General features: G+C 67.1%; 14 protein-coding genes. 8 read left to right on the forward strand and 6 right to left on the reverse strand.

The features are described from left to right. The first annotated feature begins 238 nt into the window (after positions 1 to 238). The 4 genes from paoA to Q8M13_RS18340 all read left to right on the forward strand — a co-directional run bounded on the left by paoA (position 239) and on the right by Q8M13_RS18340 (position 4,559). Positions 239 to 859 (forward strand): aldehyde dehydrogenase iron-sulfur subunit PaoA, encoded by a 621-nt coding sequence (gene paoA, locus Q8M13_RS18325; RefSeq protein WP_305301594.1) that lies wholly within the window; start codon positions 239 to 241, stop codon positions 857 to 859. Continuing rightward, on the forward strand, positions 856 to 1,806 hold the full coding sequence (locus tag Q8M13_RS18330; protein WP_305301595.1) for a xanthine dehydrogenase family protein subunit M: 951 nt from the start codon (positions 856 to 858) through the stop codon (positions 1,804 to 1,806). Before paoA ends, Q8M13_RS18330 begins: the two co-directional genes overlap by 4 nt. Before the next feature lie 3 nt (positions 1,807 to 1,809). Next, the gene (gene paoC / locus Q8M13_RS18335; protein WP_305301596.1) at positions 1,810 to 4,014 is read left to right on the forward strand and encodes an aldehyde oxidoreductase molybdenum-binding subunit PaoC; all 2,205 of its coding nucleotides are present in this window, start codon (positions 1,810 to 1,812) and stop codon (positions 4,012 to 4,014) included. A 353-nt stretch (positions 4,015 to 4,367) separates the two neighbouring features. Further along, positions 4,368 to 4,559, forward strand: a complete 192-nt coding sequence (locus tag Q8M13_RS18340; RefSeq protein WP_305301598.1) for a hypothetical protein — start codon at positions 4,368 to 4,370, stop codon at positions 4,557 to 4,559. A 58-nt stretch (positions 4,560 to 4,617) separates the two neighbouring features. On the opposite strand, the gene Q8M13_RS18345 is transcribed toward Q8M13_RS18340, so the two are convergent. Next, on the reverse strand, positions 4,618 to 5,688 hold the full coding sequence (locus Q8M13_RS18345) for a MobA/MobL family protein (RefSeq protein WP_305301600.1): 1,071 nt from the start codon (positions 5,686 to 5,688) through the stop codon (positions 4,618 to 4,620). After that, positions 5,670 to 6,107 (reverse strand): MobA/MobL family protein, encoded by a 438-nt coding sequence (locus tag Q8M13_RS18350; protein WP_305301601.1) that lies wholly within the window; start codon positions 6,105 to 6,107, stop codon positions 5,670 to 5,672. The genes Q8M13_RS18345 and Q8M13_RS18350 overlap by 19 nt, the downstream gene beginning before the upstream one ends. A gap of 235 nt (positions 6,108 to 6,342) precedes the next feature. Between Q8M13_RS18350 and Q8M13_RS18355 the strand changes: the two genes are divergently transcribed. Further along, a complete protein-coding gene (locus Q8M13_RS18355; RefSeq protein WP_305301602.1) occupies positions 6,343 to 6,873 on the forward strand; it encodes a hypothetical protein in 531 nt (176 codons plus the stop codon). Here Q8M13_RS18355 and Q8M13_RS18360 read toward each other — a convergent pair. From Q8M13_RS18360 to Q8M13_RS18375, 4 genes are all read right to left on the reverse strand, one after another. Next, the gene (locus Q8M13_RS18360) at positions 6,870 to 7,580 is read right to left on the reverse strand and encodes a cell wall hydrolase (protein WP_305301603.1); all 711 of its coding nucleotides are present in this window, start codon (positions 7,578 to 7,580) and stop codon (positions 6,870 to 6,872) included. The genes Q8M13_RS18355 and Q8M13_RS18360 overlap by 4 nt on opposite strands. Continuing rightward, on the reverse strand, positions 7,577 to 8,080 hold the full coding sequence (locus Q8M13_RS18365) for a S26 family signal peptidase (protein WP_305301604.1): 504 nt from the start codon (positions 8,078 to 8,080) through the stop codon (positions 7,577 to 7,579). Before Q8M13_RS18365 ends, Q8M13_RS18360 begins: the two co-directional genes overlap by 4 nt. A 140-nt stretch (positions 8,081 to 8,220) precedes the next feature. Continuing rightward, the gene (locus Q8M13_RS18370; RefSeq protein ID WP_305301605.1) at positions 8,221 to 9,249 is read right to left on the reverse strand and encodes a ParB/RepB/Spo0J family partition protein; all 1,029 of its coding nucleotides are present in this window, start codon (positions 9,247 to 9,249) and stop codon (positions 8,221 to 8,223) included. An 11-nt stretch (positions 9,250 to 9,260) separates the two neighbouring features. Beyond that, positions 9,261 to 10,466: an AAA family ATPase gene (locus Q8M13_RS18375; RefSeq protein WP_305301606.1), complete on the reverse strand. Its 1,206-nt coding sequence runs from the start codon at positions 10,464 to 10,466 to the stop codon at positions 9,261 to 9,263. 498 nt (positions 10,467 to 10,964) lie between these two features. Here Q8M13_RS18375 and Q8M13_RS18380 point away from each other — a divergent pair, with 498 nt between their 5' ends. From Q8M13_RS18380 to Q8M13_RS18390, 3 genes are all read left to right on the forward strand, one after another. Continuing rightward, positions 10,965 to 11,531 (forward strand): thermonuclease family protein, encoded by a 567-nt coding sequence (locus Q8M13_RS18380; RefSeq protein ID WP_305301607.1) that lies wholly within the window; start codon positions 10,965 to 10,967, stop codon positions 11,529 to 11,531. A gap of 850 nt (positions 11,532 to 12,381) precedes the next feature. Next, on the forward strand, positions 12,382 to 13,104 hold the full coding sequence (locus Q8M13_RS18385) for an antitoxin Xre/MbcA/ParS toxin-binding domain-containing protein (RefSeq protein ID WP_305301608.1): 723 nt from the start codon (positions 12,382 to 12,384) through the stop codon (positions 13,102 to 13,104). Continuing rightward, complete coding sequence (locus Q8M13_RS18390) at positions 13,101 to 13,685, forward strand: RES family NAD+ phosphorylase (protein WP_305301609.1); 585 nt, start codon at positions 13,101 to 13,103, stop codon at positions 13,683 to 13,685. The genes Q8M13_RS18385 and Q8M13_RS18390 overlap by 4 nt, the downstream gene beginning before the upstream one ends. The last annotated feature ends 47 nt before the right edge of the window (positions 13,686 to 13,732 follow it).

A 13,732-nucleotide genomic window follows, 5' to 3' on the forward strand; every position in this document is an offset into this window, starting at 1 on the left:
GTTGCACCCATAGGCTGAGGGAGATCACGCCTTGGGCAGGCAAGCGCCAAGGCCAGAGCCCTAGGGATCGCTCCGCTCAGACGGCGCCGGCGAAGGCGCGATGATCAGGGTGACGCGCCACGGACGCCGATAGCGCCTCGACGCACGTTGGCCCGGCGCGCCGATGAACCCCCCGCTTCTCTGCGAGTTGGAGATGGGAGCGCAGCGCGGCGAGCGCGCCGATGAAAGGACCGACGAAATGCAAAGCTCGGAGGACTGGGAAGTGTCGCGGCGCGGCGTACTGTTGGCGAGCGCTGGGGCCGCAGCAGCGAGCGCCGCGCCGGCGAGCGCTCAGCCCGCTGCGCCTTCGATCGTGCCGGTGCGCTTCGAAGTCAACGGCCTGCCGCGCGACCTGAGGGTGGATACGCGTACGACCGTCCTGGACGCGCTGAGAGAGCACCTTCACCTCACCGGGACGAAGAAGGGGTGCGACCACGGCCAATGCGGCGCCTGCACCGTCATTCTCGACGGCCGGCGGATCAATTCGTGCCTAACGCTGGCGGTCATGCACGAGGGTGCGAAGATCACGACGATCGAGGGGCTTGGGCAACCAAACAGGCTGCACCCTCTGCAGGCCGCCTTCATCGCGCACGACGGTTACCAGTGCGGATATTGCACGCCGGGACAGATCTGCTCGGCCGTCGCCATGCTCGATGAGCTGAAAGCCGGGCAGCCCAGCCATGTGAGCGAGAGCCTGACCGAACGGCCGCAGGCCTCCGACGCCGAACTGCGCGAGCGGATGAGCGGCAACCTCTGCCGTTGCGGAGCCTATTCCAACATTCAGGAGGCGATCGGCGAGTTCGCCGGCGTGCGCGCATGAAGGCCTTCAGCTACGAGCGGGCTACCTCGCCCGCTGACGCCGCGTCCAAAGCGGCCGTCACCCCCGGCGCGAAATTCATCGCCGGCGGCACCAACCTTCTTGATCTCATGAAGCTGGAGATCGAGACGCCGTCCCATCTTATCGACGTCAACGGCCTGGGCGTCGACAAGATCGAGGTGACAAACAACGGAGGGCTCCGGATCGGGGCTTTGGTTCGCAACGCCGACCTTGCGGCCGACGAACGCGTCCGCCGAGACTATGGGCTTCTAAGCCGCGCCCTACTGGCGGGTGCGTCGGGACAATTGCGCAACAAGGCGACCACGGCCGGCAATCTGCTGCAACGGACCCGTTGCCCGTACTTCTACGACACTCAACAGCCCTGCAACAAACGCAAGCCCGGCAGTGGGTGCTCAGCCATCGGCGGGGTCAGCCGCCAGCTGGCCGTGGTGGGCGCAAGCTCGGCTTGCATCGCCACCCACCCCAGCGACATGGCGGTCGCGATGCGAGTCCTCGACGCCGTGGTGGAGACGGTTGACGCCAAGGGCGCGGCTCGCGCCATCCCCATCGCCGACTTCCATCGCCTTCCCGGCGAGGCCCCGCATGTGGATACGGTTCTGAAGCCGGGCGAATTGATCACCGCAGTAACGCTGCCTAACCCTGTCGGGGGCAAGCACATCTATCGCAAGGTGCGTGACCGGGCCTCTTACGCCTTTGCATTGGTGTCGGTGGCCGCAATCGTTCAGCCAGACGGTTCGGGGCGAGTCGCGCTGGGCGGCGTCGCCCACAAACCCTGGCGGGTCGAAGCCGCCGAGGCTGAGTTGCCACGCGGCGCCAAGCCGGTGACCGCGCGGCTGCTCGCGGACGCAAAACCTACGCATGACAACGCCTTCAAGGTGACGCTGGCTGAACGCGCGCTCGCCCGCGTGCTTGCCGAGGCGAGGAGCTAAACCGTGAAATTTGACACCCCCGCCGCCGAGAACCCCATCGACCAGCTGAAGGTCGTCGGCCGCTCAACCGAGCGCATCGATGGCCCCCTGAAGACCACAGGGACAGCGCCATACGCCAACGACCGCCATGACGTGGCTGCGAACCAGGCGTTCGGCTACGCGGTCTGCTCCGGCGTCGCCAAGGGCCGGATCACTGCGATCGACGCCAGCCGCGCCCGCGCAGCTCCAGGGGTCCTAGCCGTCGTGACCCACCAAAACGCCGGCAAGCTCGGAAAGGGCGACCGCAACACCGCCAACCTCCTAGCTGGCCCAGAGGTGCAGCACTACCATCAGGCGGTCGCGCTCGTGGTGGCCGCCACCTTCGAACAGGCCCGTGCCGCGGCGAGTCTGGTCCGGATCGACTATACGCCCGCGAGCGGTTCGTTCGACCTCGCCGCTGCACAAGCCTCGGCGATCAAGCCCGAAGACGACGGGCAAGGCAGTCCGACCGACACTGCGATCGGCGACTTCGCTGCTGCGTTCGCCAAGGCGCCGGTGACCCTCGACGCCACCTACACCACGCCCGATCAATCGCACGCGATGATGGAGCCGCACGCCTCGATCGCGTCCTGGGACGGCGACCAGCTTACGGTGTGGACCTCGAACCAGATGATCGACTGGGGAGTTGGCGATCTGGCCAAGACGCTGGGCGTCCCGAAGGAAAAGGTCCGCTTGGTGTCCCCGTTCATCGGCGGCGGCTTTGGCGGCAAGCTCTTCGTCCGTTCGGACGCGCTGCTCGCGGCCTTGGGCGCGCGAGCGACCCGGCGACCGGTGCGGGTGGCCCTGGCCCGGCCGCAAATAGCCAACAACACCACCCACCGCCCCGCCACCATCCAGCGCATCCGGATCGGCTGCCAGCGCGATGGGAAAATCACCGCCATCGGTCATGAGAGTTGGTCAGGCGATTTGCCGGGCGGCGGGCTGGAAACCGCGGTCAACCAGACACGGCTTCTCTATGCCGGCGCTAACCGGATGACCGCGATGCGCCTGGCGACGCTGGACCTGCCGGAAGGCAACGCCATGCGCGCGCCAGGGGAGGCGCCAGGATTGATGGCCCTCGAGATCGCCATCGATGAAATGGCTCAAAAGCTGGGGATGGACCCCGTCGCCTTCCGCATCCTCAACGACACGCAGGAGGATCCCGAAAAGCCCGGCCGGCCCTTTTCGCAACGCCAGCTCGTGAAGTGTCTGGAGGTGGGCGCCGATCGATTTGGGTGGCGCGGCCGCGATCGTCGGCCGGGGCAGGTCCGAGAAGGCGGGTGGCTTATCGGGACCGGCGTCGCCGCCGCCTTCCGAAACAACCTGCTCACAAAGTCGGCCGCCCGCGTGCGGCTCGACAACCGCGGCGTCGTGACGGTCGAGACGGACATGACCGATATCGGCACCGGCAGCTACACGATCATCGCCCAAACGGCCGCCGAGATGCTGGGCGTGCCGCTGGACAAGGTCATCGTGCGACTGGGAGATTCAAACTTCCCGGTCTCGTGCGGTTCGGGCGGCCAATGGGGCGGCAACAACTCGACGGCTGGCGTCTTCGCCGCCTGCATGAAGCTACGCGAGGCGGTGTCGCAGAAAGCCCAGCTCGACCCGGCCCGCGCGGTGTTCGCGGACGGCCAGGTGAGCGTCGGCGCCCGTCGCGTGCCCTTGAGCGAAGCGGCTGGCGAGCAGGGTCTGGTCGCGGAAGATCACATCGAATATGGCGATCTCGACAAGCGCTACCAGCAGTCGACATTCGGCGCGCATTTCGTCGAGGTCGCGGTCGACGCCGCGACAGGTGAAATCCGCGTGCGACGCATGCTCGCGGTCTGCGCAGCCGGGCGCATCCTCAATCCGAAGTCGGCCCGCAGCCAAGTGATCGGCGCGATGACCATGGGGGTCGGCGCGGCGCTGATGGAGGCGCTGGAAGTCGACAAGCGTCGCGGCTTCTTCGTGAATCACGATCTGGCCGGCTACGAGGTGCCCGTCCACGCCGACATCCCGCATCAGGAGGTGATCTTCCTTGATGAGACCGATCCGATCTCCTCGCCGATGAAGGCGAAGGGAGTTGGCGAGCTGGGCATCTGCGGCGTGGCCGCGGCGGTGGCGAACGCAGTACATGACGCAACGGGCGTTCGGGTGCGGGACTATCCGATCACCCTGGACAAGTTGCTCGATGCATTGCCGGTCTAGACTTCAAGCCCAACAGCCAGGTCACCTGGAGCGACCTGGCGATCAATGGGTAGACGCAGGGCGAAGGTAACTGCCAGGTCCAACCCGTCTAAGGCGCGTTGCACGTCCGACAGCTCGCGGTCGGTGACCATTATCAGTTTCCGACCGCTGGCCTTACGCGCTCGAGCGTCGCAATTGTGGGAGTATCGGCCCGGCCATGGTGGGCCAAGGTTCCGTCATTGTCCGTTGTCGGGCGACAAGGCGCATAGCTTTCCAAGGCCGTTCGCCCGCGCCCGTTCCCTGCCTGCACGCGCAATCTCAATGGAACCGACGCTCGCCCCGCCGCGTCCTGGTAGGCAGCAAAGGAGTTTCGCATGGAACAATCGAAAGAGCAGAACGCCAAGGGACGACAGAAGAACGCCGCCCAACCGCCCGGCGACCGCCCCGGCTTGGTGTCGGAGCAAGGCGTCAAGCGGACCGGCGAGGCGGCTCGGCGAGCCGCCGGCCCCGACGGCCCAGATGCGGGCGAAATAGGAGCAACGTTCAAACGAGATCCAGCCCAGTAGGCGATCCACGCTTCGAACTCTGACGTAGGCGTAGACCGAACGTCGCAAGCTCGCTCACCTATCGATCGATGCCGCGCTCGCGGCCGACGCCGCGTCCCATGACCCTGCCCAGGGCCGACCGCTGCGTCTCCGGCGCATAGGCCTGCAAGACCCCGACCACCCGCCGATCGACCTCTCTCAATCCCTGCCCCAGGCCTGCCTGAAGTTCCGAAGGCGCCGTCAGTCGCTGCTCGCCGAGTTCGCGGGCCACGAGAAGCTTGGTTCGGGTCCGCGCGACGTTCTCAATGCGGCGGTCAGCCCGCTTGATCTTTCGTTCGAGCGTGCGCCCGTCCCGCGCCGCGGTCTCCCGCGCCTGCTGGCCAGGGGCGAGCTGCGCAGCCACATAGGCGCGGCCCGCCTCCGAGGCCAGCCAGTCGCGTCTCACCCGATAGGCCGCGTCCGCTAGCCGCCAAGCCTGATGGTCTCGCTCCAGCCGGTTGAGTTCTGCATGCTTGGCCCAGATCATCCGGGCCGGATTGGCGATCCAGCGCGCCAGCCCGGCGCGGACCGCGCGTCCGCGCTCGACCCTCGACTGGGTGCGCCTCAGCCTGTGGGCGGCCGCCTGCCGAGCTCGGGCCGTCTCGCCGATGACCGCTCGGGTTATCTCCCGCCCGGTCAACACCTCCGGGACGCTCGCCGCCTGCAGATCGCGCGCCCAGCCGTCACGCTCGCGCACCATGGTCTGATGGATGGCCTCGAACTCCCGGATCACCGTTTCGATCGGATAGTCCTGGCGGGGCTGGTTGGCGGACAGCTGATCTTCGAGCTCCCTAATCCGGCCAGGCGTGGCGGCGCGTTCGGCGTTCCGGTCGGCGATCCTGCGATTGGTCTCGCCACGGTCGGAGGGCTCCCCCCGACGTTCCATGCCGGACGCCGCCGGACCAAGATGCACGGTCGGTTCAAGTCCCCTGCCCTGGCCAGCCAAGCTCTGATGGGTCACCTGCGGCGCGTCCGGTCCGAGGTGTTCGCGCAGATGCCGGTTCTGGATATCCGCCCAGATTCCACGCAGTTCGCGAACCGCGTCGGGATTGTCCCAGGCCCTGCCCTTGAGGCCAAAGCCTTCGACGCCCACTAGCCGGGTCGTGACCATGATGTGGGCGTGATGATTGCGGGATCTCCATGGGCGTCCGGTCGGTGGATGGCGTAGTCGGCGATCATCCCCTTCGCCACCAGCCCCTCGGCGATGAACGCACGCAGCAACTCAAGCCTCTGGTCGTCGGTAAGTTCGTGGGGAAGCGATACGAGCACTTCGCGGGCCGTTCGCGAATCCACCCGCCGGTCGGCGGCCTCGGCGGTGTTCCAGAGCACCTCCCGGTCCAGGAGCCAGGCCGGCGCGGCTTCCGGCGCCATGATCCCGGCAAACACCACTCCGCCCTTGGCGGCATAGTCGAAGACCATCTCCAGCCGCTGGTCATGCAGTCGCGAGGCTGAGCGATAGGCCGCCGCGGCCACGGCCGAGCGTCCCTCGCTACGCCTGATCGCCTGAACCTCCAGCCGATACTGGGCCATCCACCAGAGCCTTTCTTCGCCGCCGCGGCGGCGTCCTATTCGGCGCGAAGGCGCCGGGATCGCTAAGGGCCTTGGCCCTTGGCCCGAGACCCACCGAGGGTCTCGGCGGGCCCTCCCGGCCGCAGGCGTTGGATACAACGTATAACTGCGCCCTTGTCACCCTGACTCGCCTAGCGCTATCGTCATCCCCGCCCCCGGTCAAGCCGGGGGGCTCAACCCGAGGAGCCAGCTAGCCATGAGCGAGATCCGCCGGCGCCGCGCCGAGACCGACGCGCAGCGCGCCCGCCGCCTTGAGGCCCTGGCCGTGCAACTGGCTGACCGAGAGCATCGCGCCGCCGCCGCCCTGGCCGGCGCAAGCGGCGCCCGTCCCCGGCGGCGCGGCCATGTCCTGCCGCTCGCCGATATCGAGGACGAGGCCCGGCGCCTGGAGGTCTGGCGTGCGAGGGTCGAGCGGCTGGAAGCCTTGCTGGATCGAACCCAGCGCAAACGGGAAACCCGGGCCAAGATCGTGCTGGGTTCGACCCTGCTCGCCGAGGCCCGCGCGGCGCCGGACGACCCCCTGCTCGCGCGCCTGATCGAGATCCTCGACCGCCGTGTCGAACGCCCCAAGGACCGCCACGCCCTAGCCGAGACTCTCGGCCTGCCGCTCGCCGCCCTACCGGGCCGCGAGCCCCCTGCCCTGCCAGACTTCGACGCCATGGCGCGCGAGGCCATGAACCCGTCACCCCGCCATGGGGGCCGCCAGCAGGACGCCCGGCGAACCTAGGGCGCTTGGCCGGCCGCCCGGTCCTCGACGATCTCACCGCTTGCGAGCACGAACAGGCCGCGGTCTCCGCTCGCGGCTTGACCGACGCTGGGCGTGACCGGCGTGGCGCGCCTCGCCGCGTCGCTTTGCGTGGCGAAAATCTCGCCGCCGGCTGCGAGATACCGATCGGGCCGAGGAGCCTCGACACCGCCCGTCGAGACATAGAAAGCGTGGTCGCCAATGGTGGCGCTGGGCGTCGCTCCGCCGAAATGGACGAGACCAGGCCGGACGGTTCCGGCGCGCGCCCGCGCGGCGACGATGGCCGGGTTTTGGAAGTAGCGCGCCCCGCCCGTCGGGTCGGGCAACCGCCCTTCCAGAGCGAGATTGAGAATGGTGTCGATACGGGCGCGCTCGACCGGCGAGACCGGTCGGAGCGCTCGCCAATCGCCGCCCGCACGCATCACCGGCTCGAACTGAGCGCGGGCGTTGACCACGGCCTCGACGGTGGCGCCCCAGCCTCCGGACGCCAGCCGGTTGAGGATGGTGAACACCACGCCGGCCAGGCCGGCGTCCCCCTGCCCCGCCGCCTCGGCATAGGCCACGCGCGCGATCGCTTCGCGCGCCGTCGGAGCATCGACCTGGCCACGCAAGCCGGCCAGAGACGGTTCGCCGCTGGCCGGCGCGGCCAGCAGGGCGAGCACCGCAGCCACGCGAGCCGCACGCTTCACGGCCTCACCCAGAGCGGCTCATAGGCCCCAATGATTTCGGCCGGTCCGACGGGCCCGTAATAGCGGCTGTCGAAACTGTTGGGGATCCGGTCGGAATAGGCGACGAACTGGCCTGGCCCGAGGGTCACGCAGCCTTCCCAGCGGGGAAGCGCGCGCCCGGCGTGATCGTGAAGCTGGATGGTCCCCAGCGGGCGACCATTGACAAGAAACACTCGGCCCTGGGCGCAGACCCGCGATCCCGGACCCGCCGCCAGCCTCTTCAGAATGCCGCCCCGACCGATCTCCGGGAGATGGGCCGCCGCATAGGCGCGCCCCGGGGCCGGGGGATGAAACGCCGCCAATCGTCCCGCCGCTGGCGGAAGCGTGGAGCGTACATAGAGGCCGAGCGGCTCGCTCGGCGAGGTGTTGACGAGAAACAGCGGCTGAGGCGTCGCCAGGCTCGCCAGGCCTAAACAGGCCGGGAGGCAGCAAGCGCCGAGCAGGTGGAGATGATGGCCCATGGGGCGGCGAGCGTTTCGCGTCTCGCCTTGGGCGGCAATTCCGCAGAATTACGGGGCGCGCGTCACCGATCCCCCGACAGGCGGGCCGCCCGTTTGGTCACCGATACCCCGGACTTTCGAAAACTTGCCAATTGGCAAGTTCAGGTCGCCGGGCGCAGCCGGGCCAGTTCGCGCTCGAACGCGGCGATGAAATCGGCGTTGGACGCGGACGCGTCGAGCGCCAACTCCAGGACCACCCGGTTGGCGCCCTTGGGCTTGAGGCTGAACAACCTTACCGCCTTGTCGCTCTTGACCACCTTGGTCGCCACCGCGGGCTTGGCGACAGCAGCCGCCTCCCCGGCCGCGGCCGCCTTGAGGATCGCCAGGACCTTGGCCGGCTCCAGGACCGGTTGTCCGTCGAGGCGACGCTGAGCCTGTTGCGGCGCCAGCTTGCTGGCCGCCGTCATGACCCGCGTGCGGCCCGGGTCGCTGGCCAGATACGGCTTGAGCTCGCGGGCATGGTTCTCGCGCAGCTGCAGCACGTCGCCGAAGGCCTCGACCACGTCCTGCGGGAGCTTGGCGAGGTCCAGGAACCGCGACAGCCAGGTCTCGCGGATCTCCAGGCGCTCGGCCATCCGCCGGGCCACCCCGCCATAATAGCTTTCGACGGCCTCGCGATAGTCGAGGGCGCGCTCATAGTCGCTGATGTCCTGGCGCGAACGATTCTCGACGTCGGCCAGCCGGAAGGCGGCCTCGTCGGTGAGCTCACGCTCTTCAATCAGGAACTTGATGTCCCGATGCTCGACCGAGCGAAGATAGCTGACCGACCAATGCCGGCGCGCCCCGCAGATCACCTCGTAGTCGAAGGCCGGATCGTCATCGATCCGACGGACGACCGCCGGAAACTCCTGAGAGTTCTGGGCCCGCAGGCTTTCGAGCAGATCGGCGCAATACTCCGCCGTGAGCAGGTCATAGCGGCGATTGTGCCGGGTCCACATGCGGCAGCGCGCCGGATCGACCAATCGAAGGGTCTTCTCCTTGATATCGCCCGAAGTCACCCGCGCCAGAGCCGACATGCGGTCGCTGACGCGCGCCGGCGGGGGCGCCGCCTCCCCCGTCTTCGGGGTATCGGTGACCGGCGCGACCAGGCCGGCGAGGATCGAGCGGTTCTTGCCTGTTGTGGTGGACATGCTGGGCTTCCTTAAGCCACGCCTTGACGGCGCAGATCGGCGCGGTGGCTGGGCCATGCCTTCCGGATGAGCATTTCGATTTCGCCGTTCAGCCGATCGAGGTTGTTGCGGCAACGCTCGTGGGTCCGGCTGCCTGAGCCGGCGATCTCATAGACCGTGCGCAGCTGGACGTTGGCGTTGTCGATCTCCGCCGAGTCGAGCAGCGAGGCGCTGAGCATGTCCATGCCGAACACCGCCTGCATCATCTCGCGGATCTGCAGATGGGCGCTCTTGCCCTCGTCCACCTTCGTCGCGACGACCCGAAGGAAGTGATAGCCCCGCTTGCCCAACCCGTGCTCGGCGAGCACCTCGAGCGTATCGACGATCATCCGCAGGAAATGGGCGGTGGAGGCGAAGTCCACGGTCGAGGGCGGCGTCGGGATCAGCAGGGCGTTGGCCGAGCGCAGTACGGCCAGGGAAATCATTCCCAGCGCCGGAGGCGGATCGAGTATGACCACGTCATACTGGTCGGCCATACCTTCGATGCCGCGCCGCAGGCGGTCGAGCGAGTCCGGGTTACCGCGCATCCGCGCCGCGGCCTCGTACTCGGCGGTGTAGAGACCAAGATTGGCCGGAATGATGTCGATGCCTGGCCAGGCGGTCGGCCGCAGGGCGTACTGCAGATCAGGCGCCCCGCCATGTTGGAAGAACGGCAGCAAGGTGTCTTCGTCCTGGATGTCAATGTCGGGATTGAAGCCGAACATGGTCGTCGAGCTGGCTTGGCTGTCGCAATCGACTATGGCGACGCGGTAGCCCTTCAACGCCAGGTATTGAGCGATGTGGCAGGCCAGCGTGCTCTTGCCGACGCCGCCCTTGAAGTTCTGGACCGCCAGGATGATCGGCGGGTCCCCTTCGCGCCTGTACGGCCGGGTGCCGAAGACGTCGCGCATGTGATTGACCTCGGAAAGGCTGTACCCCTCCCGCCGGCCGTTGGCCCCCAGCCGGGGCGGCGGCAGCCGGCCCTCGGCCTCGGCCTGCCGGATGGCCTCGGAGCTACGCCCCACCATCTCCGCGGCCTTGGTGATCGTGAACCGCAGGTCGACGATCTTCTCCGAGCCCGGCGCGAAGACCGTGGCCCGCAGCCGGGCGATCACGTCCTCGGCGCGCTGGTTCAGCGCGCTCAGGGCGTCCAGGAGAACGGGCTCGGTGGCGGGTTTCAATTCGGCGACAGGCGACACGCGGTAGCCTCCTTTGCAAATTCAGGCTGAGGTAGCGTGATTTTGCCAAGTTGTCCCTCCGAATGGTAAACGACACTTTAAGATCGGCGCGGGCGAGCGCGAGCCCCTTAGCTCGCGAACCGCCCAAGCCAGCCTCTCCACAGCGCCCGTTACTAAATTCGATAAGGACCAGGTTAGAAGGCTTAAGCGGCCGGCTAGGGACCACAAAGCCTTACCGCGCCATCGTTTGCTAACCGCCCCGGTCACCGATACCCCGTAGCCTCGTCATCGATCCCCCGAAGCCGAGGTCATCAATCCCCCGTGGCGCAGGTCACCGATCCCCCGTGGCGACCCTGCGCCGCGAGAACATCGCCTCCACATCGTCGCTGCGCGCTTCGTCGCGTTCCAGACGCGCTTCCGATTCGCCCTAATCGGCCATCCTAACCGAACCAACGATATCGGGGCGAATGGCGGCCATCAGGTCTCACGTTGCACGCGGATCAGCTTAGAAGGCACGCCATGCGTCGCCGCCGCCGTCAGTTGGCCTGTGTCTTGTCGTCCCTCGCGCTCGTCCTGATGGGCGCCGCTCCCGCGCGGCCGAGCGTCGTGGATGGCGACACCTTCATCCTGGGCGTAGACCGCATCCGGCTGTGGGGCGTTGACGCCCCGGAGGGCCGTCAGGTCTGCCAAGATGGGCGAGGGCAGGCCTATCGCTGCGGCGACATGGCGCGCGATCAGCTGAAGGCCCTGATCGGCGACCAACCCGTGGACTGCCGACAGCGGGACCGCGACCAGTATGGTCGCTCTGTCGCCCAATGCCGCGCCGGAGGCGTCGACCTTGGCGAGGCTATGGTCAGGTTGGGTTGGGCCGTCGAATACCGGACGTTCAGCTATGGCGCCTATGTGGCGGTTGAGGCGCAGGCCAAGGCCGCAAGGCGCGGCCTGTGGGCTGGTACGTTCGAGTCTCCGTCGGCCTATCGTGCCGACGAGCGCGCCGAGGTGAGAGCTGCGGCGACGTCTCCGCCGAGTGTCAGCTGCGTGATCAAGGGCAATATCAACGCCAAGGGGCGGCGCATCTTTCACTAGCCCGGACAGCGCGACTACTCCGCGACCGTCATCGACGCAGCGCGCGGCGAGCGCTGGTTCTGCAGCCCGGCCGAGGCCCAGGCCCAGGGCTGGACGCCGGCCCAGCGCTGAGCGGTCAACCGAACAGGCCAGCCATCGCGCGATCAGGCAGATCATGCGCCAGACAGACGCGAGCGAGAGGAGCGTTAAGCATTGGCTCGCCGGGCAACATGGCCCCGATACAGTCTATTTCCTTCGTCTCGTGGTTTCATCGCCCGTTATCAGGGCGTTTGTTCTCGGTCTGATCGAAGGCCCCGCGGCTAACTCGCTGACACACACGGTGGATCGCTTCGCTCTGGCTGCGGCGAGGGAAGCCTACGTCACCGGAGAGACCGTCGTCAGAAGTTCGGCAACGATTGGCCCAGAGGGTGACCTTAAACGTGACCCTACAAATGTCCCTGATATTTCCGAGCTCAACGAACGACACTGTTGGTTCCTGGCCCAAGTTGAAGCAGGCGGCCGCTGTGGAGCGAAGGAGATTGTGCTGGACTGGGAGGTAAGTCTGAAAACAGCTCGCCGAGACATCCGCCTTCTTCAGAAGGTCAAACTGCTAGAGTATCTAGGTTCACGCCGGAGGGGGAGATACCGACGCGTACCCCCATGAATGCGTTGGATCCGGGTGCGCCCTTAGCCGCCCAGATCGGTCGGCCCGTGCCATGTCGCGCTTTGAGCAGCGTCTAGGCGAGCAGGGCTGCTCCTCAGAGTTGGGCCCGGTCGGCTCGATGATCCCTCCAGTGCACATATGGGTCGTACTGGACAAATGGGACGTTTTGGCTTATCTGATGGCATCATGATCGAAGAGGATCGTCCTATGACCGTCGCACACGCTCGCCGCCCGACCGCCCAGGGCGCTGCAAAGATGGCCAGCCCCGCCGCTGCGGACCTGATCGGCATGTTCGTCCAGCGTAACCCAACGTCTAGCCGAGGCGAACTTGCCGAGGTGGGAAAACTGGTCGCGGAATTCAGCGCTACGGCGGCGAGGCTATCGCCCGCCGCCCGCAAACGCTTGATCGCCCGCAAGGCGCAATTCAAGAAGTTCATCGCGGAGATCGCGGCCGAAACCGAAGGAACATCTCAGCCGCTCAAGCTGCTCGCGAAATCGGCTGTCGAGGTTAGCCAGGGCGCCGGTCTGGGCCAAGTTCTGTCGGCGGAAGAGGGCAAGGTCCGGATCGCCGACTATACCACGCCCGCCAAGGTCGAAGATTGGGCCGGCCCATTAGCGGGGCCGACCGAACTACAGCGCGACTTTGGCCTCGCCCGCTCCACCCTGCACAATTGGCAAAAGCAGGGCGCGGTGATCGGCTTGCTCGTTGGCGTACGCAAACACGCCTTTCCAATCGAGCAATTCGTCGACGGCCGGCCCGTGTCGGGCCTTGGCCCGGTCGTCGAGGCAATCGGCGAACCACGCACGGCTTGGCTATGGCTGCGTGAACCCAATCCGGGGCTCGGCGGCGCCGCCCCGTTGGCGCGCCTAAAGGCTGGGGCGACCGACAAGGTGGTTGAGGTCGCCCGGTCGAACTTCACCGGCGCGTGACGCTCGATCCCGACATCCTGGCCGACCTCGCCGTCGAGATCACGCCCAAAGCCTACGTGCGCGTGACGCCGATGGCGCACGCGGCCACTCCGCTGGGCGCGGGGTTTGGGGTGACCCGCTTCGCCAGCCCAAGCAACGCCTTCAAGGTAATTTACCTGGGCCAGGACCTGACCACGAGCGTGGCGGAAACCCTGGTTCGTGACCGCTTCCAGGGCAAGGCGACTCGCAAGCTCCTCGACGTTGAGGCCGAGACCTGGGGCGCGACCGAAGTCAGCGCTAGCGCGCCGCTGACATTGATCGATCTGCGCAGCACGGGCTTGATGCGCCTGGGTGTCTCAACCGAAGCCGCTCGCGGCAAGGCGCAGGGGCAAGGGCGAAAACTCAGCAAGGCGGTCTACAACCAGACCGACGCGCACGGCCTGATCTACACCTCGCGCCTGACAGGCAACACCTGCATCTGCGTCTATGACCGCGCCCTGCTGGGCGGGCTGGCCGCATCACCGGTCATCGAGGTCACCCGATTGGCCGGCTTCGTCGACGCTCTGCAGGCGCTCAACGTAACCTTGATCGCCACGCCTTAAGGCTAACGCTGCCGGCAGGCCGCGGTCGAAGGCGGATTCAAGGACTT

It is taken from the genome of Phenylobacterium sp. (assembly GCF_030681155.1).
Classification (GTDB): domain Bacteria; phylum Pseudomonadota; class Alphaproteobacteria; order Caulobacterales; family Caulobacteraceae; genus Phenylobacterium.